The 19,995-nt window shown below is 69.8% G+C and carries 17 protein-coding genes and 1 rRNA gene; 14 read left to right on the forward strand and 4 right to left on the reverse strand.

The window, feature by feature from the left end; all coding sequences use genetic code 11:
* Position 1 precedes the first annotated feature (1 nt).
* A 5S ribosomal RNA gene (gene rrf / locus HG543_RS36290) occupies positions 2–118 on the forward strand.
* A 102-nt stretch (positions 119–220) separates the two neighbouring features.
* Here rrf and pdxR read toward each other — a convergent pair.
* Positions 221–1,711: a MocR-like pyridoxine biosynthesis transcription factor PdxR gene (gene pdxR, locus HG543_RS36295; protein ID WP_169349499.1), complete on the reverse strand. Its 1,491-nt coding sequence runs from the start codon at positions 1,709–1,711 to the stop codon at positions 221–223.
* Positions 1,712–1,815: 104 nt separating this feature from the next.
* Here pdxR and HG543_RS36300 point away from each other — a divergent pair, with 104 nt between their 5' ends.
* The 3 genes from HG543_RS36300 to HG543_RS36310 all read left to right on the forward strand — a co-directional run bounded on the left by HG543_RS36300 (position 1,816) and on the right by HG543_RS36310 (position 4,314).
* Positions 1,816–2,262, forward strand: a complete 447-nt coding sequence (locus HG543_RS36300; RefSeq protein ID WP_169349500.1) for an ester cyclase — start codon at positions 1,816–1,818, stop codon at positions 2,260–2,262.
* Positions 2,263–2,479: 217 nt separating this feature from the next.
* The gene (locus tag HG543_RS36305; RefSeq protein ID WP_169349501.1) at positions 2,480–3,055 is read left to right on the forward strand and encodes a DUF1772 domain-containing protein; all 576 of its coding nucleotides are present in this window, start codon (positions 2,480–2,482) and stop codon (positions 3,053–3,055) included.
* A 137-nt stretch (positions 3,056–3,192) separates the two neighbouring features.
* Positions 3,193–4,314: an alpha/beta hydrolase family protein gene (locus HG543_RS36310; RefSeq protein ID WP_169349502.1), complete on the forward strand. Its 1,122-nt coding sequence runs from the start codon at positions 3,193–3,195 to the stop codon at positions 4,312–4,314.
* Positions 4,315–4,385: 71 nt separating this feature from the next.
* Here the strand turns inward: HG543_RS36310 and HG543_RS36315 are convergent, their stop codons facing one another.
* Positions 4,386–5,561 (reverse strand): FAD-dependent monooxygenase, encoded by a 1,176-nt coding sequence (locus HG543_RS36315; protein ID WP_169349503.1) that lies wholly within the window; start codon positions 5,559–5,561, stop codon positions 4,386–4,388.
* Between the two features lie 208 nt (positions 5,562–5,769).
* Between HG543_RS36315 and HG543_RS36320 the strand changes: the two genes are divergently transcribed.
* The 8 genes from HG543_RS36320 to HG543_RS36355 all read left to right on the forward strand — a co-directional run bounded on the left by HG543_RS36320 (position 5,770) and on the right by HG543_RS36355 (position 15,114).
* Positions 5,770–6,294 (forward strand): hypothetical protein, encoded by a 525-nt coding sequence (locus HG543_RS36320; protein WP_169349504.1) that lies wholly within the window; start codon positions 5,770–5,772, stop codon positions 6,292–6,294.
* Between the two features lie 286 nt (positions 6,295–6,580).
* Positions 6,581–7,723, forward strand: coding sequence for an ABC transporter substrate-binding protein (locus HG543_RS36325; protein WP_169349505.1), 1,143 nt, complete (start codon positions 6,581–6,583; stop codon positions 7,721–7,723).
* A gap of 20 nt (positions 7,724–7,743) precedes the next feature.
* The gene (locus HG543_RS36330) at positions 7,744–8,766 is read left to right on the forward strand and encodes an ABC transporter ATP-binding protein (RefSeq protein ID WP_169349506.1); all 1,023 of its coding nucleotides are present in this window, start codon (positions 7,744–7,746) and stop codon (positions 8,764–8,766) included.
* Positions 8,767–8,769: 3 nt separating this feature from the next.
* Positions 8,770–9,729 (forward strand): ABC transporter permease, encoded by a 960-nt coding sequence (locus HG543_RS36335; protein ID WP_169349507.1) that lies wholly within the window; start codon positions 8,770–8,772, stop codon positions 9,727–9,729.
* On the forward strand, positions 9,719–10,546 hold the full coding sequence (locus HG543_RS36340; protein WP_169349508.1) for an ABC transporter permease: 828 nt from the start codon (positions 9,719–9,721) through the stop codon (positions 10,544–10,546). The genes HG543_RS36335 and HG543_RS36340 overlap by 11 nt, the downstream gene beginning before the upstream one ends.
* Positions 10,547–10,648: 102 nt before the next feature.
* Positions 10,649–12,073 carry a gamma-aminobutyraldehyde dehydrogenase gene (locus tag HG543_RS36345; protein WP_169349509.1) on the forward strand — a complete coding sequence of 475 codons (1,425 nt, stop codon included), beginning with the start codon at positions 10,649–10,651 and terminating at the stop codon, positions 12,071–12,073.
* A 23-nt stretch (positions 12,074–12,096) separates the two neighbouring features.
* Complete coding sequence (locus HG543_RS36350; RefSeq protein WP_169349510.1) at positions 12,097–13,374, forward strand: 4-aminobutyrate--2-oxoglutarate transaminase; 1,278 nt, start codon at positions 12,097–12,099, stop codon at positions 13,372–13,374.
* A 120-nt stretch (positions 13,375–13,494) separates the two neighbouring features.
* Complete coding sequence (locus tag HG543_RS36355) at positions 13,495–15,114, forward strand: FAD-dependent oxidoreductase (protein WP_169349511.1); 1,620 nt, start codon at positions 13,495–13,497, stop codon at positions 15,112–15,114.
* Between the two features lie 60 nt (positions 15,115–15,174).
* Here the strand turns inward: HG543_RS36355 and HG543_RS36360 are convergent, their stop codons facing one another.
* Together HG543_RS36360 and HG543_RS36365 are read right to left on the reverse strand one after the other, a co-directional pair.
* Positions 15,175–16,749 carry a S28 family serine protease gene (locus HG543_RS36360; RefSeq protein ID WP_169349512.1) on the reverse strand — a complete coding sequence of 525 codons (1,575 nt, stop codon included), beginning with the start codon at positions 16,747–16,749 and terminating at the stop codon, positions 15,175–15,177.
* 91 nt (positions 16,750–16,840) lie between these two features.
* The gene (locus tag HG543_RS36365; protein ID WP_169349513.1) at positions 16,841–17,437 is read right to left on the reverse strand and encodes a TetR/AcrR family transcriptional regulator; all 597 of its coding nucleotides are present in this window, start codon (positions 17,435–17,437) and stop codon (positions 16,841–16,843) included.
* A 103-nt stretch (positions 17,438–17,540) separates the two neighbouring features.
* Here HG543_RS36365 and HG543_RS36370 point away from each other — a divergent pair, with 103 nt between their 5' ends.
* Together HG543_RS36370 and HG543_RS36375 are read left to right on the forward strand one after the other, a co-directional pair.
* A complete protein-coding gene (locus HG543_RS36370; protein WP_169349514.1) occupies positions 17,541–18,641 on the forward strand; it encodes a Gfo/Idh/MocA family protein in 1,101 nt (366 codons plus the stop codon).
* Positions 18,642–18,954: 313 nt separating this feature from the next.
* A partial coding sequence (locus tag HG543_RS36375; protein ID WP_169349515.1) for a TIGR02270 family protein occupies positions 18,955–19,995 on the forward strand: 1,041 nt, incomplete at its 3' end.

The raw sequence follows: 19,995 nt of genomic DNA on the forward strand, positions 1-19,995 counted from the left end.
TTCCGGTGGCTATGTCGGAGGGGTTCCACCCGTTCCCATCCCGAACACGGAAGTTAAGCCCTCCAGAGCCGATGGTACTTCGCGGGAAACCGCGCGGGAGAGTAGGTCGCTGCCGGATTCTTTTTGAAGACCCCTGGTGCCCTTTGGGCACCGGGGGTTTTCTTTTTTCCGCGGTCTGTCTTTTCCGGCTGCCATGCCTGGCGATACAGCCCGTCGAAGCTCATGCCATGAGCGCTCGCGCGAGCCGCTCCACCCCCAGCGCTATCTGCCGGGTCGAGAGCGAGGCGAACCCCAAGAGCACGCCCTGCGGCAGTCGTTCACGTAGCAGATAGCGATCGAGCGGCTCGAGGAGGACGCGGTGCTCGCCCGCGGCGGCCACCACGGTTCGTGCCTGGAGGCCCTTCTCCAGCCAGCCCACCGTGTCGAGCCCCGCTCCTCCTTCCGGCAACACCAGGGCCCCTGACAGCCGGGCCGCGACGGAGCGCGAGAGCGCGTCCCGGCGCTCGGCGTAGAGCTCCCGCATCCGGCGCAGGTGCCGGGCGTAGTGCCCATCCTCGATGAAGTCCGCCAGCACCGCCTGGGGCAGGATGCCCGGGTACCGGTCCATCAGGGAGCGGGCCTTCGCCACCCTGTCCACGATGGAGGAGGGCACCACGAGGTAGCCCAGCCGCAGCGCGGGAAAGAGCGTCTTGCTGAAGCTGCCCGCGTGCAGGACACAGCCGTGCGTGTCCAGGCCCTGCAGCGCGGGTAGCGGCTTGGATGCGTAGCGGTACTCGCTGTCGTAGTCGTCCTCGAAGACCCAGGCGCGACTCCGACGGGCCCAGTCCAGCAGCGCGAGCCGGCGGGCCAGGGACATGGCGACGCCCAGCGGTGCCTGGTGCGCGGGCGTGACACACGCCAGCCGTGCCCGGGGCGCGCGGTCCTCTCCGACGGAGACGCGAAGTCCCTCCGCGTCCACGGGAACCGGGCACGTCACGGCCCCCGAGGCCTGGAGGATGCGGCTGGAGCCCGGGTAGCCCGGGTCCTCCACCCACACCGCGTCTCCCGGGTCCACCACCAGCCGGGCCACCAGCTCGAGCGCCTGCTGGACGCCGGACACGATGAAGACCTGGTCCGCCTCACAGCGCACCCCGCGAGCCGAGCCCAGGTACGCGGCGATCACCCGGCGCAGCCTCGCATCTCCGAGCGGGTCTCCGTCCGCGAGCGCCGCGCCCGACAGCCGCCGCAGCCGGCTCGCCGCCACCCGGGACCAGAGCTTCACCGGGAAGGCATCGAGCGCGGGACGATGCGCCACGAAGGCCTGGCTCACGGCCGCCGCTGGTCTCAGTGGGAAGGGGCTGTCCGTGTACTGCTGGCCGCGCCGCGCGAGCGCGGGCGGTGGGGGCTCGCGGGACGTCGTGGCGGAGCGCGGCTGCGCGGGCAAGCCGCGCGAGAGCAGCTCGTCGGGCACCGTCTCGCTCACCCGGGTGCCGGCGCCCACGGTGGCGGTGAGATAGCCCTCCGAGACGAGCTGGCCGTACACCGCGACGACGGTGCCCCGTGCGACGCCGTACTCCCGGGCGAGGTCGCGGGTGGAGGGGATGCGGCTGCCCGGGCGGAGCCGCCGGTCCAGGATGGCCGCGCGCAGCAGCGTGTAGAGGTCCCGCTGGTGGGTGCGCGCGCCCAGGGGTCGCTCCAGGGGTGGAATGTAGGTCGTGGCGCGCTTGGACACGGGAGCGGAAGTGGACCAGCGGAAATGTCCTGAATGGACCTTCTGACTGTACCACCCGCCGCGCATCCTTCTCCGCGTCCAACACGAGGTCACCGGAGGTTCCCATGCGGGAAATGCAGCCCCCGGATGTGGCGGCGGCGCTCCAGCGCGAGCACGAGCGGCTCATCCGACGTCACGTCGAGGCGGAGAACGAACATCGGATGCGGGAGACGCTCGCCACGCTGCACGAGGCCTGCGTCTTCGAGGACCTGCCGCTTGGCAGGACGTACCACGGCCACGAGGGAGCCGAGGCGTACTACGCGGAGTGGTGGAGGACGTTCGACGTGGTGGTGAAGGGAGAGCGTCGGTACTGGGCCGGGGACGGCACCCTCATCGCCGAGGCTCGCTACGTCGGAAGGCACGTGGGCGAGTTCCAGGGCATTCCCCCCACGGGGCGGCCGGTGGAACTGCGGATGGCTGTCTTCCTCACCTTCCGCGACGGGCTGCTCGCGGGCGAGCGCTTCTACTACGACCTGCGCTCCCTCCTGCGGCAGCTGGGCGCTCCGGAGTGAGCGTTCGGGCGACGGCCCTCGACTGAAGCGTCGGCGCTTCAGCGAGGCGCGGTGATGAAGGCACGCAGGAGGGCGCGGTCGCGCTTCGTGGAGACGGTCACCCGCCCGTTCGTTGGACTGCTCCCTTCCGGACGGCGCGATCGGCCCGATGCCCGGGTGTCATCAGAGGGGCGCTCGCGGGGCGGCGGGTGGCCAGCTTTCCATCGAGGAGGAGACGATGCGTGCCGCCTCGATTGCGCTGGCCCTGGGGGTGTTCACGAGCGGGCTGTTCAGCGGACTGCTGACCGCCGTCCTGTTCCTGCTCCAGAAGGTGCTGAAGGGCCTCTCCGGGGCGGAGTTCACGGTGGTGATGCAGCGGTTCCTGCCCATGGCGCGCAAGGCTCCGGTCAACCAGATGCTGGTCATGGTCTCGGTGCTGGCGCCCGCCGCGGCCCTGGTTTTGGAGCGGGGAAGGGTGGGGAGCACACGCTTCCTGCTCACCCTGGCGGGCACCGCGGTCTTCACCGCGGGGGTGTTCGCGGTCTCCCGGTACGCCGCCGAGCCGTTGTACGACATCATCCTGGGATGGAACGCACGGGCCCTGCCGACGGACTGGCTCACCGTTCGCCAGCGCTACTTCCGCATCAACCGGGTGCGCATGGCCTCCTCCAGCCTCGCCTTCTTGATGCTGCTCCTGGCCGTGATGTGGCCCGAACGCCCGAGGCCCGCGCCTGGCGCCGGAACATCGTCCACCGCGTCCGCGCCCGTTCAGCCAGCAGCGTGGGAAGCACCACCGGAAAGGGGACATCCATGAGAACGAGCATCCTTGCGCGTGCGCGCTCGTGCCAGGCTCGCGTCCTTGCCGCCGTGAGGGCGCTGGAGCACCAGGTCCATCTGTGGATGCAGGGTCGTCGTCCCGTGGCTCTGCCCGCCCCAGCGAGGCCATTCGCCGTGGGCCGAAGCGCGGTCGATGTGGTGGACCTGCAACGCCAGGAACCCTATGGGCGGGAGTCCCCGCGAGAGCTGTCGGTGTGGCTCTGGTATCCGGCGAAGCCAGCACCAGGCTCGCGGAAGGGGGCCTACCTGCCGGGGGCGTGGCGCCGCGCGGCGTTCTTCTGGGGAGTCCGGTCGAAGCGGGTGCGTCCGCACGCAATCTCGGAGGCCCCGGTGTCCGACGTGGGGGCGCCCCACCCGGTGTTGGTCTTCTCGCCCTCGGGGTTTCCACCCCTCTTCTACACGGCGTTGTTCGAGGAGCTGGCGAGTCACGGGTACGTCGTCGCGGCGGTGAGCCATACGTACGAGATGCTTCCCGTGTCGGTCTTCGCGGATGGGCGCGTGCGCTGGTTCCGTCCGGCGAGCCTGGGTGGGGCGTTCGCCGTGTCGCGAGGCCCGCAGGCCGAGGACGTGCGCAAGCGGGCGGCGGTGGTCGAAGTGAAGGCCGCGGACCTGTGCAGTGTCGTGGCCCGGTTGGAGCAGCTGAACACGGAGCCCGGACGGTTCACCGGGAAGCTGGACCTGGGCCGGCTGGGCGCCATGGGACACTCGTTTGGAGGCAACGCGGCGGCGGAGCTGTGCGTACGGGATTCGCGCTGTCGGGCCGTGGCCATCCTGGACGGTGGGCTGTGGACGGCGGTGGCCCGAAGCGGCTTGGGACTGCCGGTGCTGGAGCTGTTCGGGGAGCATCCAGAGTACGTACAGCCGTGCGGCGAATCGGTGCGCCGGAACGTGTTCACCTCCGAGGAGTACTGCCGCGCGGACCAGCACTACGTGCTCCGCGGCTGGCAGCGGGTGCACGAAGCGGCACGGCCCGGCTACAGCCTGCTCATTCGTGGCGCGGGGCATGCGAGCTTCACGGACTGCGGACTGCTGCCCCTGCGCCGCTGGTCCCCTGCGGCACAGGCCCTGGGCACCATCGAGGGGGCGCGGATGTGGCGGGTGCTGGGGGACTGCTTGCGCGCCTTCTTCGACCGCCACGTCAAGGGAGGGCCCGCGCCCCTCCTCGATGACCCGACCCAGGTGTACCCGGAGGTGGTGTCGGCGGCTCCGGAGGTGCTCTTCCCGGCTCGGGCATGAGCACGTGCTTCTGCCTCGGACCGCTGGCCCTCGCCAACCCTTGCGGAAGGCGCCTGCGCGTTCTGGGGGCACTACGCCAGGAAGTCGTGGCTCACCACGGACCGAAGCGTGTTGAGCGCCACCGAGCGCGGCAGGGCCTGCATCAGCAGGTCTCGCGCCCATCGCGCCAACGGAGGGCGGAGGTACCGGAGAGAGCCCGCCTTCAAGCTCAGCTCGGAGACGTACGCCGTGCGGGGCCGGCGTCTCGACTCGTAGGTCCGCAGCGCCCGGACCTTGTCGGAGTCCGCGCGCAGATGCTTCGCGAGCACCAGTGCATCCTCGATGGCCTGACAGGCCCCCTGGGCCAGGTCGGTCACCATCGCGTGCGCCGCGTCGCCCAGCAGCGTGACGGGGCCGTCGCCCCAGTGCGGCAGCGGCTCCAGGTCATGGATGTCCGTGCGCAGGATGGCGGACTCCGGTGTGGAGCGGATGAGCGACTCGACCGGCTCCGCCCAGCCCCGGACGTGGCTCAGCACCGCCTCCCGGTGGCCTCCCTCCGCATCCCGTCCACCCGCGGGTGCCGGTGCCATCAGGAACCAGTACATCCGCCACGTGCCCTCCGGGCCTCGCCCCATGTGGTAGATGCCGACGCGGGCACCCCCTGGACCATAGAGCTCGAACTGGCTCCCCTCTGGAAGCACCGGGGAGGTGACGCTCACCACGCCTCGCCAGGAGGTCCGGCCTTTGTATCGCGCCCGCACCTCCGGGAAGAGCTGCTGGCGGACGACCGAGTGCAGTCCGTCCGCGCCGACAAGACAGTCTCCCTCCACCTGCCGGCCATCGGCGAAGGTGACGCGGACCCTGTCGTTCCCGACATGGAAGCCCGTGCACGCGGCGCCCAGGTGCACCACGTCCGGCCCGAGTGCTCGCAGCAGCACCTGATGGAGCTCCGCGCGGAGCAACCCCACCGTCGGCTGGCCCAGGTCCCGGCACAGCGTGTCCACGGCCAGCCGGGAGAGCACCTTGCCATCCCATCGGTGCATCACCGTCTCGCGCCACTCGACCCCCGCGCCCGCCACCTCTCGCGCCACTCCCAGCAGCTCGAAGGCGCGCATCGCGTTCGGCCACAACGACAGCCCGGCACCGAGCGCCCGGTAGGACTCGGCTCGCTCGTACACGGCGACCTCGAGACCTGCTTGCCGGAGCGCGATGGCGGCACACAGCCCACCCACGCCTCCGCCGATGATGATGACTCCGCGTGACTGCATGAGGCCCTCCTTCGTTCCATCGAGGACCGACCCCGGAATCCACCGCTCCCTCGATGGGCTGACCGTAATTTCCGGCAGGGTCCCTCGCCGCCGTCCGTGAGGGCAGGTCGTGGCGTGAGAGCGGAGAGAGGCTTCAGGCTTCCATCAGCGGGACCACGAACCGGCCCCCTTGTGCCTATCGTGCACGGTGGATGGGTTGGAGGAGCGAATGACGCCAGAGACACTCATCGACACGGCACGCGGGCTCACGAGCGACGCTTCGATTGAAGACGCGGTCGCCCGCTACTTCGATGATTGCCCGGACTCCGAAGCGCAACGTGAGTCCGCCATGGAAGCACTGGCGATGCGGCTGTGGCACCAGCGTGACGCGCGGGACCTGCCGCTCATCCGCGTCCTGACTCGCCGTGAGACCGCGCTCCGGCGTCACCTCGGCGGCTGTGGCGACGCGCTGTATGCGCTCTGCCACCTGCTCTACCGGCAGGGCCACGTGGAGGACGTCCTCCTCCTGTACGCGGCGAAGCGGGCGAACCTCGACGCGGGCGCCATGCTCGAACCGGACCTGCTCACCCTGGGGCGCTCCCGGGAGGAGCTGCTCCACTTCCTCGATGGGCGTCCAGCGGGAACCCCGGAGGACTCACGGCTGCGCCAGGCCGTGGAGCGCGCCTTCGACAGTCCCAGCCACGACAGCCTCGAAGCCCTGTGTGCCGCCGCCGACGACTACCTCCGCGACTGACACACCTCGCTCACGTTGGACCCTGTCACCATGAGCGCAGTCCGTTGAACACCGAGCGCGGAATGTCGCCGGTTCCGCTGGATTAGTTCGTGAATACTGCACTGCCCCGGCGACTCCACGGCACTTGCCACCGAGCGGCCTGGCTTGCGTCCGTCACTTCGCGTGGCGAGGCGCCACTGGCCCTGGTGTCAACACGACCCCCCAGGTCCTGGGCGGTGCTGTTGACGCGCCAATCGACTCCTCTAGAGTCTTCCCGCTCACACAGCCAACGGGAGGGGAGAACCGCATGCTGAAGCAGCTTGCAATGGGTGCAGTGATGGTCGCGGCGACGCAGGCGCTGGCCGCTCCGCCGCAGAAGCTCGGGAAGCCCGAGGGGCAGCTCAACATCATCGCCTGGCCCGGCTACATCGAGCGTGGTGCGACGGACAAGAAGTACGACTGGGTCTCCAAGTTCGAGAAGGACAGCGGCTGCAAGGTCAACGTGAAGACCGCGGCCACCTCGGACGAGATGGTCTCCCTCATGAACCAGGGCGGCTATGACCTCGTCACCGCGTCCGGCGACGCGAGCCTGCGCCTGGTGCACGGCAAGAAGGTGCAGGAGATCAACACCGCGTTGATTCCCTCCTGGAACACCATCGACGACCGGCTGAAGAACGCGCCCTGGCACACGGTGGACGGCAAGCACTATGGCGTGCCCTACCAGTGGGGCCCCAACGTGCTCATGTACAACACCAACGTCTTCAAGACGGCCCCCACGTCCTGGGCGGTGGTGTTCGAGGAGCAGAAGCTCCCGGACGGCAAGTCCAACAAGGGCCGCGTGCAGGCGTATGACGGCCCCATCTACATCGCGGACGCCGCGCTGTACCTCATGAAGAAGCAGCCGGACCTGGGCATCAAGGACCCGTTCGAGCTCAACGACAAGCAGTACGCCGCCGTCGTCGCGCTGCTGCGCGCCCAGAAGGGCCTGACGCACCGCTACTGGCACGACTCCACCGTGCAGATGAGCGACTTCAAGAACGAGGGCGTCGTCGCCTCCAGCTCCTGGGGCTACATGGTCAATGCCCTCAAGGGCGAGAAGCAGCCCGTCGACTCCGTGATTCCGCAGGAGGGCTCCACCGGCTGGGCGGACTCCACCATGCTGCACGCCAACGCCAAGAACCCGGTGTGCGCGTACAAGTGGATGGAGCACTCGCTGAACAAGGACCTCCAGTCCGCGCTCGCCGAGTGGTTCGGCTCCAACCCCGTCGTCCCCGACGCGTGCAAGACCAAGGCGCCGGGTGGCACCGACTTCTGCAAGACCAACGGCTTCGAGCGCTTCGGCCAGGTGCACTTCTGGAAGACGCCCGTGGCCAAGTGCGCCACCCAGTCCACCTGCGTGCCCTACAGCCGCTGGACGCAGGACTACATCGCCATCATGGGCGGCCGCTAGGCCGGGCCACGGGACACGCCATGAGCAGCATCGCCGTCGAGCTGAAAACCGTCAGCCGCCACTATGGCGCCGTCAAGGCCGTGGATGGCGTGTCCCTGTCCATCCAGGACGGTGAGTTCTTCTCCATGCTCGGGCCCTCCGGCAGCGGGAAGACCACCTGCCTGCGCCTCATCGCGGGCTTCGAGCAGCCCACGTCCGGCAGCCTCCTGCTGCATGGCCAGGAGGCCGCCGGGCTCCCGCCGTACGAGCGCGACGTCAACACCGTCTTCCAGGACTACGCCCTGTTCCCGCACATGAGCGTGCTGGACAACGTGGCCTACGGGCTGATGGTGAAGGGCGTGGCGAAGGCCACCCGTCACAAGGAGGCGGAGACCGCGCTGGAGCTGGTGGCGCTCGGCGGCTTCGGCTCGCGCCGGCCCAGCCAGCTGTCCGGCGGACAGCGCCAGCGCGTGGCCCTGGCGCGCGCGCTCATCAACAAGCCCCGCGTGCTCCTGCTGGACGAGCCGCTGGGCGCGCTGGACCTCAAGCTGCGCGAGCAGATGCAGGCGGAGCTCAAGTCGCTCCAGCGCCGGCTCGGCATCACCTTCGTCTACGTCACCCACGACCAGGGCGAGGCCCTGTCCATGTCGGACCGGGTGGCCGTCTTCAGCCAGGGCCGCATCGAGCAGGTGGACACGCCGCGCAACCTCTACACGCGGCCGAAGACGGTCTTCGTCGCCGGCTTCGTGGGCACCGCCAACGTGGTGTCGGGCGAGCTGGCGCGCCGGCTCACCGGCAGCGAGCGGCCCTTCTCCGTGCGCCCCGAGCACATGCGCTTCGCCATGTCCGCCGAGGGCAACCGGGTGAGCGTGGAGGGCCGGCTGGTGGAGGTGCAGTACCACGGCGCCTCCAGCCGCTACGAGGTGCGGGTGGAGGGCAATCAGGTGCTCACCTTGAGCATGCTCAACGGCGAGGCGGACGAGGCGTCCCTGCCGCGCCGGGGCGACACGGTGCGCGTGGCCTGGGCTCCCGAGGCGATGGTGCAGCTGGAGTCGGGAGGGTAGGGCATGGAGACCTTGCCTGGCGTCGCGCTGCCCGCTCCCGCCCGCCCGCGCGCCGGGGTGGCGCGGGTCGTGGCCAACGTCCTCTACCGGCGGAGCACGCTGTACCTCCTGCTGCTCTTGACGCCGCCGCTGCTGTGGTTCGGCGGGGTGTACCTGGGCTCGCTCCTGTCGCTGCTGGTGCAGAGCTTCTACACCTTCGACGACTTCACCATGGGCGTCACGCCCGAGCTGACGTGGGCCAACTACAAGGCCCTGCTGGACGCGGCCAACCACGACATCATCCTGCGCACGCTGTCCATGGCGGGCACGGTGACGGTGGCCTCCGCGGTGCTCGGCTTCCCCGTGGCCTATTACATGGCCCGCTACGCCACCGGCTGGCGCAAGGGCTTCTTCTACATCGCCGTCATGCTCCCCATGTGGGCCAGCTACATCGTCAAGGCCTACTCGTGGACGGTCATCCTCTCCAAGGGCGGCATCATCTATTGGCTGGTGGAGCGGCTGTACCTGCTGCCCGCGCTGGAGTGGGCGCTGACGTTGCCCGGCGTGGGCGGCTCGTCGCTGTCCACCTCCAACCTCGGCCGCTTCCTCGTCTTCACCTACATCTGGCTGCCGTACATGATTCTGCCCATCCAGGCGGCGATTGAGCGGGTGCCGGGCAACCTGATGCAGGCGGCGGCGGACCTGGGCGCGCGGCCCACGCAGTCGTTCCGCACGGTGCTGCTCCCGCTGGCGTTCCCCGGCGTGGTGGCGGGCTCCATCTTCACCTTCTCGCTGACGCTGGGGGACTACATCATCCCGCAGCTCGTGGGCCCGTCCGGCCTGTTCATCGGCAACATGGTCTACACGATGCAAGGCTCCATCGGGAACATCCCCATGGCGGCGTCCTTCACGGTGGTGCCCATCGTCATCATCGGCATCTACCTCACCGTGGCGCGCAAGCTGGGAGCGTTCGATGCGCTCTGAGGCCCGGTACGAGGATGGCCCCCGGGCCCCGTGGTGGCTCAAGGTGCTCGCGTACGGCGGGCTCCTCTTCCTGCACTTCCCCATCCTCATGGTGGGGCTCTACGCCTTCAACACCGAGGAGAGCGCCTTCAGCTTCCCGCTGAAGGGCCTCACCCTGCGCTGGTTCCAGGCCGCCGCCGAGCGCGAGGACGTGCTCGGCGCCATCAAGCTGTCGCTCCAGGTGGCCGTGGCCTCCACGGCCGTGGCGCTGGTGCTGGGCACGCTGCTGGCCGGAGCGCTCTACCGCCGCCGCTTCTTCGGCAAGGAGGCCATCAACCTGATGGTCATCCTGCCCATCGCATTGCCGGGCATCATCACCGGCATCGCGCTGTTGTCCGCGTTCCGGCTGGCGGAGGTGACGCCCAACTTCTGGACCATCGCCGTGGGCCACGCCACGTTCTGCGTGGTCATGGTCTACAACAACGTGGTGGCCCGGCTGCGGCGCATGCCGCACAGCCTGCTGGAGGCCTCCGCGGACCTGGGCGCCGACGGATTCCAGACGTTCCGCCACGTGGTGATGCCGCAGATGGCCACGGCGCTGCTGGCCGGTGGCATCCTCGCGTTCGCGCTCAGCTTCGACGAGCTCATCGTCACCACCTTCACCGCCGGACACGAGAAGACGCTGCCCATCTGGCTCTTGGACCAGCTCGGCCGGCCGCGCGACGTGCCGGTAACGAACGTGGTGGCGCTCTGGGTGATGCTCATCACCGCCGTGCCCATCCTCGTCGCCTGGCGCCTGACGCGGGGGACGGAGGACGTGGCCGGCAGCAGCAAGTGACGTCTCGGGCCGGGTGGGCCGGCGGCGGCCACGGTGGCCGCGTGAAGTGACGCAGTGAAACCCGCGGCGGCCCGGGTGGCCGCGTGAACAGGGGAGGACCGCATGGACGGCAAGCTGTTGATTGGTGGCGAGCTGGTGGTCGGCGAGGGCCCGGCGGAGGACGTCCTCAACCCGGCGACGGGCGAGGTGCTGGCGAAGGTGCCCGAGGCCTCGCTCGCGCAAATCCAGGCCGCGGTGGCGGCCGCCGAGCGCGCCTTCCCCGCCTGGTCCCGCACCCCGCCCAAGGACCGCGCCACGGTGCTGCTGAAGCTCGCGGACGCCATCGAAGCGCAGGGCACGGAGCTGGCCCGGCTGGAGTCGCTCAACTGCGGCAAGCCCTACGCGCTGGCGCTGGCGGACGAGATTCCCGCCGTGGCCGACGTGTTCCGCTTCTTCGCGGGCGCGGTGCGCACCATGCAGGGCGCGGTGGCCGGTGAGTACGCCGCCGGGTACACGAGCATGATTCGCCGCGACGCGCTGGGCGTGGTGGCCTCCATCGCCCCGTGGAACTACCCGCTGATGATGGCGGCGTGGAAGCTGGGCCCCGCGCTGGCCGCCGGCAACACGGTGGTGCTCAAGCCCTCCGAGCAGACGCCGCTCACCACGCTGAAGCTGGCGACCATCATGGCCGGCCTCTTCCCGCCCGGAGTGGTGAACGTGGTGACGGGCCGCGGCGAGTCCGTGGGCGCGCCGCTCATCCGCCAGCCGCAGGTGCGCATGGTGTCGCTGACGGGCGACGTGGCCACCGGCCAGAAGGTGCTGGAGGCGGCGGCCCAGGGCGTCAAGCGCACCCACCTGGAGCTGGGTGGCAAGGCGCCCGTCATCGTCTTCGACGACGTGGACCTGGAGTCGGTGGTGGCCGGCATCCGCACCTTCGGCTTCTACAACGCGGGGCAGGACTGCACCGCCGCGTGCCGCATCTACGCGGGCCCCAAGGTGTACGACAGGCTGGTGGCGGACCTGTCCAGCGCGGTGTCCTCCCTCAAGGTGGGCGAGCAGGACGCGCCCGGCGTGGAGATGGGCCCCCTCATCACCGAGAAGCAGCGCCAGCGCGTGGCCGGCTTCGTGGAGCGCGCCGCCAGCCTCAAGCACGTGGAAGTCACGGCGGGCGGAAAGGTCCACGGCAGCAAGGGCTTCTTCTTCCAGCCCACCGTGGTGGCCGGCGCGCGGCAGGAGGACGAAATCGTCCGCCGCGAGGTGTTCGGCCCGGTGGTGTCGGTGACGCGCTTCAGCGACGAGGAGCAGGCCATCGCCTGGGCCAATGACTCGGACTACGGCCTCGCGTCGTCGGTGTGGACGAAGGACCTCTCCAAGGCGATGCGCGTGGCGGCGCAGCTCCAGTACGGCTGCACGTGGGTGAACTCGCACTTCATGCTGGTGAGCGAGATGCCCCACGGCGGCGTGAAGCGCTCGGGCTACGGGAAGGACCTTTCCATGTATGCCCTGGAGGACTACACCGCCGTTCGCCACGTCATGGTGAAGTACTGAGCCGGGAAGGGAAGGGTACGGACATGAAGAAGGACAACGCCAATGCCAGCCTGCAAGCCCGCAAGGAGGCCGCGACGCCGCGTGGAGTGGGCGTCATGGCCCCCTTCTTCGTGGCTCGCGCCGAGAACAGCGAGCTGTGGGACGTGGAGGGCCGCCGGTTCATCGACTTCGCCGGCGGCATCGCCGTGCTGAACACCGGGCACCGCCACCCCAGGGTGGTGGAGGCCGTGCGCGCGCAGCTCGACGCCTTCACCCACACCGCGTACCAGATTGTCCCGTACGAGAGCTACGTGGCCCTGGCCGAGCGGCTCAACCAGCTCGTGCCCGGCCCGCACCCGAAGAAGACGACGTTCTTCTCCACGGGCGCGGAGGCGGTGGAGAACGCGGTGAAGATTGCCCGCTACGCCACCGGCCGCGGCGGCGTCATCGCCTTCACCGGCGCCTTCCACGGGCGGACGATGATGGGCATGGCGCTCACCGGCAAGGTGGTGCCCTACAAGACGGGCTTCGGCCCCTTCCCGGGCGAGGTCTTCCACGTGCCCTTCCCCATGCCGCTGCACGGCGTGCGCGTGGAGGACTCGCTCAAGGCCCTGCAATACCTCTTCAAGGCCGACATCGACCCGAAGCGCGTGGCCGCCATCATCATCGAGCCCGTGCAGGGCGAGGGCGGCTTCTACGTGGCGCCGCCGGAGCTGATGCGCGAGCTGCGCAAGGTGTGCGACGAGCACGGCATCCTGCTCATCGCGGATGAAATCCAGACGGGCTTCGGCCGCACCGGCAAGTGGTTCGCCATGGAGCACCATGACGTGGCGCCGGACCTGATGACGATGGCCAAGTCGCTGGCCGGCGGCTTCCCGCTGTCCGCGGTGACGGGCCGGGCGGACGTCATGGACGCGCCCGCGCCGGGCGGCCTGGGCGGCACCTACGCCGGCAGCCCCATGGCCATCGCCGCCGCGCACGCGGTGCTGGACGTCATGAAGGAGGAGAAGCTGGTGGAGCGCGCCAACCGCCTGGGCGGCGAGCTGCGTGAGCGGCTGTTGGCCCTCAAGGCCCGCGTCCCCCAGATGGCCGAAGTGCGCGGCCTGGGCGCCATGCTGGCCGTGGAGTTCTGCAAGCCCGGCAGCGACACCCCCGACCCGGACTTCACCCAGAAGGTGCGCGCGCGGGCCATGGACAGGGGACTCATGCTCCTGACGTGCGGCGTGTACGGGAACGTCATTCGCTTCCTCTTCCCGCTCACCATCCCCGACGCCCACTTCGCCGAGGCCCTCTCCATCCTGGAGGCTTCGTTCGCGGAGTGAGGATTTCCCGCACGGAGTGTCTGAAATCGTCCAGGTTTGGCACAAAAGTGCATCTTCACGGAACTCTCGAGATGTGAGACACATAAGGCCTCCTTCACACCCGCCGTGCCTGGAGGCCCTGTGGCCCGTACCGCCCTCTTCGAGCTGTTCCGTCAGACCACCCGCGTCGCGCTCGCGTCCGAGCGCGTGGGCGCTCCCAGCCGAGAGGCGACGCAGGTCATGCGGGTGGACCGCCGGTCGGTCCTGAAGGGACTGGCGGCGGTGGGCGCGGGGCTGGCGGCGATGCCGGCGCGGGCGCTGGAGACGGAGGCGAAGCCGCCGCCGTCGTCGTCGGTGCGCGTGGGCATCGTCGGCGCGGGCATGGCGGGGCTGGCGTGCGCGTATGACCTGAAGCGCGCGGGCATCCTCGCCACCGTGCACGAGGCCAACGAGCGGCCCGGTGGGCGCGTGTTCTCCCTGGGCGGCACCTTCAGCGGGCCGGTGAGCTTCCCCGGCCAGGTGGTGGAGCGCGGCGCCGAGTTCATCGACACCGGCCACAAGACGATGCTGGGCTACGCCCAGGAGTTCAAGCTGGCGAAGGAGGACCTCACCCGGGTGCCCGGCGAGGTCTTCTACTACTTCGGTGGCCAGCGCCACGCGGAGTCCGTCGTCGTCGACGAGTACCGCGCCTTCGTCGCCGCCATGCGGCCGGACCTGCAGGCGCTCTCGGGTGCGCCCACCGCGGACACGCACACGCTGGTGGACCGGCAGTACGACGCGATGGACCTCGTCACCTACCTGGAGACGCGGGGCGCGGGGCCGGTGGTGAAGGCCGCCATCATCGCCGCGTACGAGAGCGAGTACGGGCTCCCGGCGAGCCAGCAGAGCTGCCTCAACTTCCTCTTCTTCATCCGCGCCAACCGGCGCTCGCGCTTCGAGCCCTTTGGCTCCAGCGACGAGCGCTACCACCTGGTGGGTGGCAACCAGCAGATTCCGCGCGAGCTGGCGGCGCGGCTGCCGGGCCAGCTGCGCTACGGCGAGCGGCTGGAGGCGGTGCGCAAGACGGCCTCCGGCGCGCTGGAGTTGACGCTGCGGCGCGGGAGCACGGCCATCACCGCCACGTATGACGCGGTGGTGCTCGCGGTGCCCTTCACCGTGCTGCGCGGCGTCCGGCTGGACGCGTCGCTGGCGCTGCCGGCGTGGAAGACGCTGGCGATTCAGCAGCTCGGCTACGGCACCAACGCGAAGATGATGGTGGGCTACAAGGGGCCCGTCTGGGCGGAGCGCGGCTGCAACGGCACGACGTACTCGGACCTGGCGGACCACCAGTGCACCTGGGAGACCAATCCCCACTCGGCCACGTCGGAGAGCGCCGTGCTCACCGACTACTCCAGCGGCCCGCGCGGGGCCTCGCTGGACCCGAACAACGTGGCCCGCGAGGCCGAGCGCTTCGTGGCGGGCATGGAGCGGGTGGTGCCCGGCACGGCCGCCTCGGTGAAGCGCGGCGCGGGCGGCCGCATCCTCGCGCACCTGGAGCACTGGCCGAGCAACCCCAACACGCTCGGCAGCTACACCGCGTACCGCCCCGGCCAGTTCACCACCATCTGCGGCAACGAGGGCAAGCCCGTGGGCAACCTCCACTTCGCGGGCGAGCACGCCAACTCGTTCTACTGGTGGCAGGGCTTCATGGAGGGCGCCGCCCTGTCCGGCAAGGACACCGCGGCGGCCATCCTCCAGGCGGCGAAGGTCGCCACGCTCTGACGCGGGCGAGGTGGGCCGTCCCTCGCGTGCTTCGGGACGGCCCGGTGCTCGGGTTCTGCTTCAGCGGGTGGCGCCCTGGCGCAGCCGCGGCGGCACGCGCGGCCCGAAGAGGGGTGGCTCCTCCGCGAGCGATACCCTGGGCGCGCGCTTCTGCATGGGCATGGCCATCCACCCGTTGAGGATGGCCATCGCCTCCGAGGCCTGGGGCTCCGGGAGCCGGGAGATGCGCGCGCCGTGATTCCCTCCGGGCACCATGTAGAGGTGGGAGTCCCGCGCGTTGCCCAGTGAGTAGGCCGCGGCCGTCCACGGGTCCAGGCTGCCGTAGATGAACATCAGCCGCTGGCCCTGGGTGGAGACCCAGTTCTGGATGTCCGGCATGGCCCCGGGCCGGAAGACGAAGGGCGCGCCGGGCGGCGAGTACACGTCGCCGGTGTCGGTGTCCGGGTGGTGGATGAGCGCGCCCAGGTGGTCCTCGTAGGGCTGGGGCCAGCCCAGCTCCAGCGCCGCCTGATAGTAGTAGCCTGCGTAGTCGCTGAGCTGCCCGTCGGAGAAGGCGCGCAGGCCCACCTGGCCGTCCAGCGTGGCCAGCAGCGCTTCATCCGTGGCGGAGGTGTCGGGGATGTGGTGGGTGCAGTTCGCCGGGTTGTTGTACTGCCAGAAGGCGAAGTAGGTCTCGATGACGGCGTGCTCCAGCGCCTTCTCGAAGCCGAGCCGCGTGTAGGTCAGGCCCTCCTGCTGGGCGTAGGCGCGGAGCTGGTCGAGCATCCGCTCGCGGCGTGAGAGCGTCTCACGCTGGAAGGCCCACAGCCGCTCGCGGCAGGCCGCCTGCGCATCACCGCCCACGGTGTCCTGGAAGGCCGGGAAGCGCGCGTCGTCGCGGAAGGCCAGGGGCGCCACGTACGCCACGGTGGCGTCCACGTCGTTCGGGTGGAAGCGGCGGTGGAACACCACCGTCTCGCCGCCCTTGCTGACGCCGGTGGACACCCACTTGCCGGTGTAGATGGGCTTGAGCGCCTCGGTGAGGCGGTGGAAGTCGTCGGCGGACTGGCGGATGGTGAGGTGGCTCCAGTCCGCGGGCTCCGGGATGCTGGGCGGGAAGAAGCGGTGCTCCACCGAGAGCTGGTTGCCGCCGAGAATCTGCGTGGGCTCCGCGCGGCTGGCGGTGGCGCCGACGAAGTAGCCGGTCGTCTGGAGCACCATGGGCTTCGTGTCCGAGGTGTGCAGCAGGTTCACCCGCTGCTCGAAGCGCTGGCACTCCGGATGGGCGTGGTCCGCCGGCTGGTTGTACGTCATGACGAAGAAGCGGTAGCCCCCGGGCACCGTCACCCCGCGGGGGTTCTCCTGCACCGTGAGCCCGGGGATGGCGCGCAGCCGGACCAGGATGTCCGCCGTCGTGTCGGCGACGACTGCCGGGTTGGCAGGGCCCGGGTCGTAGCCGCTCGGGATGCACGCGACGCCGCCATCCGTGCCGGCGTCGGTGTCACCCGTGCCGGCGTCACCGGAGCCGGCGTCCACGACCGGCGTGCCGCTGTCGGGAGTGGATTTGGGGGGATCATCACCACACGCCACCGAGGTGAGCAGCGTGAGCAGGGGAACCAGCAGGAGGAGCCGGGGATGGTGGGACGCGCGAGCCATGAAGTCTCCGGAAATTGCGCGCGCATCCTATGTCAGGGATTGGGCATCCCAGGAACTCCCCCAGGTGACCTCGGCTGCCTGCTCGGGCGCGCTACTTCGCTCCGGGCGCGCGGACCCGCAGCCCATCGATGATGACCGTGAGCATCCGCCGTGCACGGGCCGGGTCCGACGCGGGCTGCTGACCGGTGAAGGCCACCGCCACGGCCAGGGCCTCCAGGTCGTCATGGTCGATGTCGCTCCGGATTTCTCCGGCCGCCTGGGCGCGTGAGAGGAGCGCTGCCCCGGTTTCCTTCACCTGCTCACATGCCGCGGACACGCCATGCAGCCCCGCGCTGATGGTGCCGACCATGCCCCGGTACGTGGTGAGGTGCTTGATGAGGACCTTCATCCACGCCACCACGGCGTCCACGGCATCCGGGGTTTCGAGCAGGGCCCGCCCCTTGTCGCGGAGCGCCACCAGCCGCTCCTCCAACGTCGCGACCAGGAGCGCGTCGCGGTCCGCGAAGTGCCGGTAGAGCGTCCCGATGCCCACCCCCGCGCGCCGCGCGATGTCGTCGAGCGAGGCGTCCGCGCCGTGCTCGGTGAAGGCCTCGTGCGCGGCCGTCAGGAGCAGCTCGCGGTTGCGCCGTGCGTCCGCGCGCAGCGGCCGCTCGGCTTCCGGGACGGGTCTTCCAGGGGAACGGGGCATGGCGTGAACCTCGTGTTGCGAAGCGGAGGATGCCTCCGTATATGAAGCGGAGCAACCCTCCGCTTTTGACGTGTATTTCCGCGGTGGGTGCCTGGGAGGACACATGCGCCGTATTCGGGTGGGAGTCATTGGAGCGAGCACTCGCGGGGGTTGGGCCACGCTGACGCACCTGCCGGCGCTGAAGGCGCTGCCTCCCTATGAGGTCACCGCGGTCAGCACGACGCGGCGGGACAGCGCCGAGGAGACGGCGCGCCGTTTCGGGGTTCCGCACGCCTTCGACCGGGCGGAGGCGCTCGTGGCCCATCCCGAGGTCGACCTGGTGGTCGTCTCCGTGCGGGGGCCGGAGCACGAGCGGCTCGTCCGGGCGGCCGTCGACGCGGGAAAGCACGTCCTTTGCGAGTGGCCCGCCGGCACGTCGACGGCGCAGACGGCCGCGATGCTGGCTCGGGCCGAGTCCGCCGGCGTGCGCCATGTCGTGGGCCTGCAGCGGCGGCTGGCTCCCGGCGTGCGCTACCTGAAGGACCTGGTCGCCGATGGCTACGTGGGGCGGTTGCGCTCGGCGACGCTGCGCGTGGCCATTCCGATGATGGGAGCCCAGCGCCCGGCGGCCGCCGCCTATACCGCCGACGCCGCGAACGGGGTGAACACGCTCACCATCCTCGCGGCGCACTACCTGGACACGCTGCTGGCGGTGGTCGGCGGGATTCGGGACGTGTCCGCCGTCGTGGCCCGGCAGTTCGACCACACGGTCCTCGTCGAGACGGGTGAATCCGTGCCGGTGACGTCACCCGACCAGGTCTTGCTCAGCGGGACGCTCCAGAGTGGGGCGGTGCTCTCCGCGCATATCGAGGCAGGGAAGCGCAGTGGTGGGGACGTCGGCATCACGCTCACCGGTACGGAGGGAGACCTGGTCCTGCGCGGGGACCTGACGGTGGCGGGGACGCGGGGAGAGGGCACTCCGCTGGAGACGCTGCCCACGCCCGAGCACTACCTGTGGCTCCCGGCGTCGGGGCTGAGCGGGGAGCCACTGGAGGTCGCGCACCTGTATGCCGCGTTCGCTCGCGACCTCGCCGAGGGCACCCGGCTCGCGCCGACCTTCCATGATGCCCTCGAGCTGCACCGGCTCCTCGATACCCTCGTGGAGGCCTCGGAGACGGGGCGGCGGATGGCCGTGCGCTCATCGGCGGAGGCGCGGAGCCCGTGACGCAACGCCATGACAGGACGGCTGGGTAGAGTGCCGAGGCATGCGCACGCCCAGCCCCTTCGTCAAAATCACCGAGTCGATCATGACGTGCCCGAGGAGAACTACCGCATGCAGTCCTACGTGGACTGGGTTCAGGCCTCCATCGCCGAAATCATCCGTGTCTCCTGCATGGCCTCAACCCAGACGTAAGGTCATGGCGGACCCGGGCTGTGCCTGTCATTGTGTTTGAAAGGAGATGGACAATTCCCGCCATCTTTCGTGTCTGACATACGTCCCGTCGAAACCAGGCGCTATCATTGTGCGCGGGGGGCCTGTGTCCGTCGGCCTGCGTGTGATGCGCATGGTGTCGATTCTGGTGGATGTCTTCGAGGAGCATCTGAGCGAAGCCGCATTCCACTGGTTCCAGTGGGAGCAGGCCTTGCTTGCGCCTGACGCGAACCTCCAGGAGACCGCAGGCGCCGAGGAGCGGTTGCGGGCACACCTGGATGGGCTCTCTGTCGGTGGTGAGCTCATTGCCGAGGCGCTGCTGAGTCCCTGTCTGGAGTCAGAAGAACCCGCCGAACTCTTTGTCGCCGCGTTCGCGCTGATGACAGGCGACCTGGACGGGGCGGTGGAACCAATCCTGGCATCGCTGTCATCCCGTCCTCCAGGGCAGAGGTCTTCCATCCAGCGTGCACTCGAGCTGGTGGAATGGCCAGACGTAGCGGGATTCCTGCGGCCCCTGCTGGGGGAAGCGGGCCCCGGATTGCAGGCACTGGCATTGGAGGTGCTGGCATTCCATCACGTCGTGCCGGATGCAGATGCCGTGGCCTCGTTTCTGGAAGCCGACGACGAACGGACATGTGCCGCCGCGCTCCGGTGCCTGACGCCCCTGCCTCCTCACCTGGCGCGCGTTCATCTGCCACGGCTTCTGGTGGACAGCCGCTCCGCGGTCCGTGACGCGGCCCTGGAAGCCGGGCTGCTGTCCGGGACTTCGCTGGCATGGGAGCAGTGCCTCAATGGGGTGGGGCGGGGCGCGATTCCCACTCAGCCGCAGATGTTGCTGCTGGGGTTGCGAGGGGGACGTGTGGGAGTGGAGCGGCTCATCCGCCTGTTGGACCAGGCGGAGCTCCGCGCTGGTGCGCTCTGGGCACTGGGGTTCAGCGGACAGGTGGTGGCCGCGGAAGCGTGCCTGAAATGGATGGAGCAGGAGGCCACCGCGCGCCTCGCGGGCGAGGCGTTCAGTGCCATCACCGGGCTGAGGCTCGAGGGTGTCCACGCCATGGACGGCCGGGAGGACTCTTCTGGGGAACTGCCTCCCTTGGAAGAGGAAGACCTGGATGCGGACCTGACGCCCCGCCCCGAGGACTCCCTG

The sequence above is a fragment of the Pyxidicoccus fallax genome (assembly GCF_012933655.1).
Classification (GTDB): Bacteria; Myxococcota; Myxococcia; order Myxococcales; family Myxococcaceae; genus Myxococcus; species Myxococcus fallax.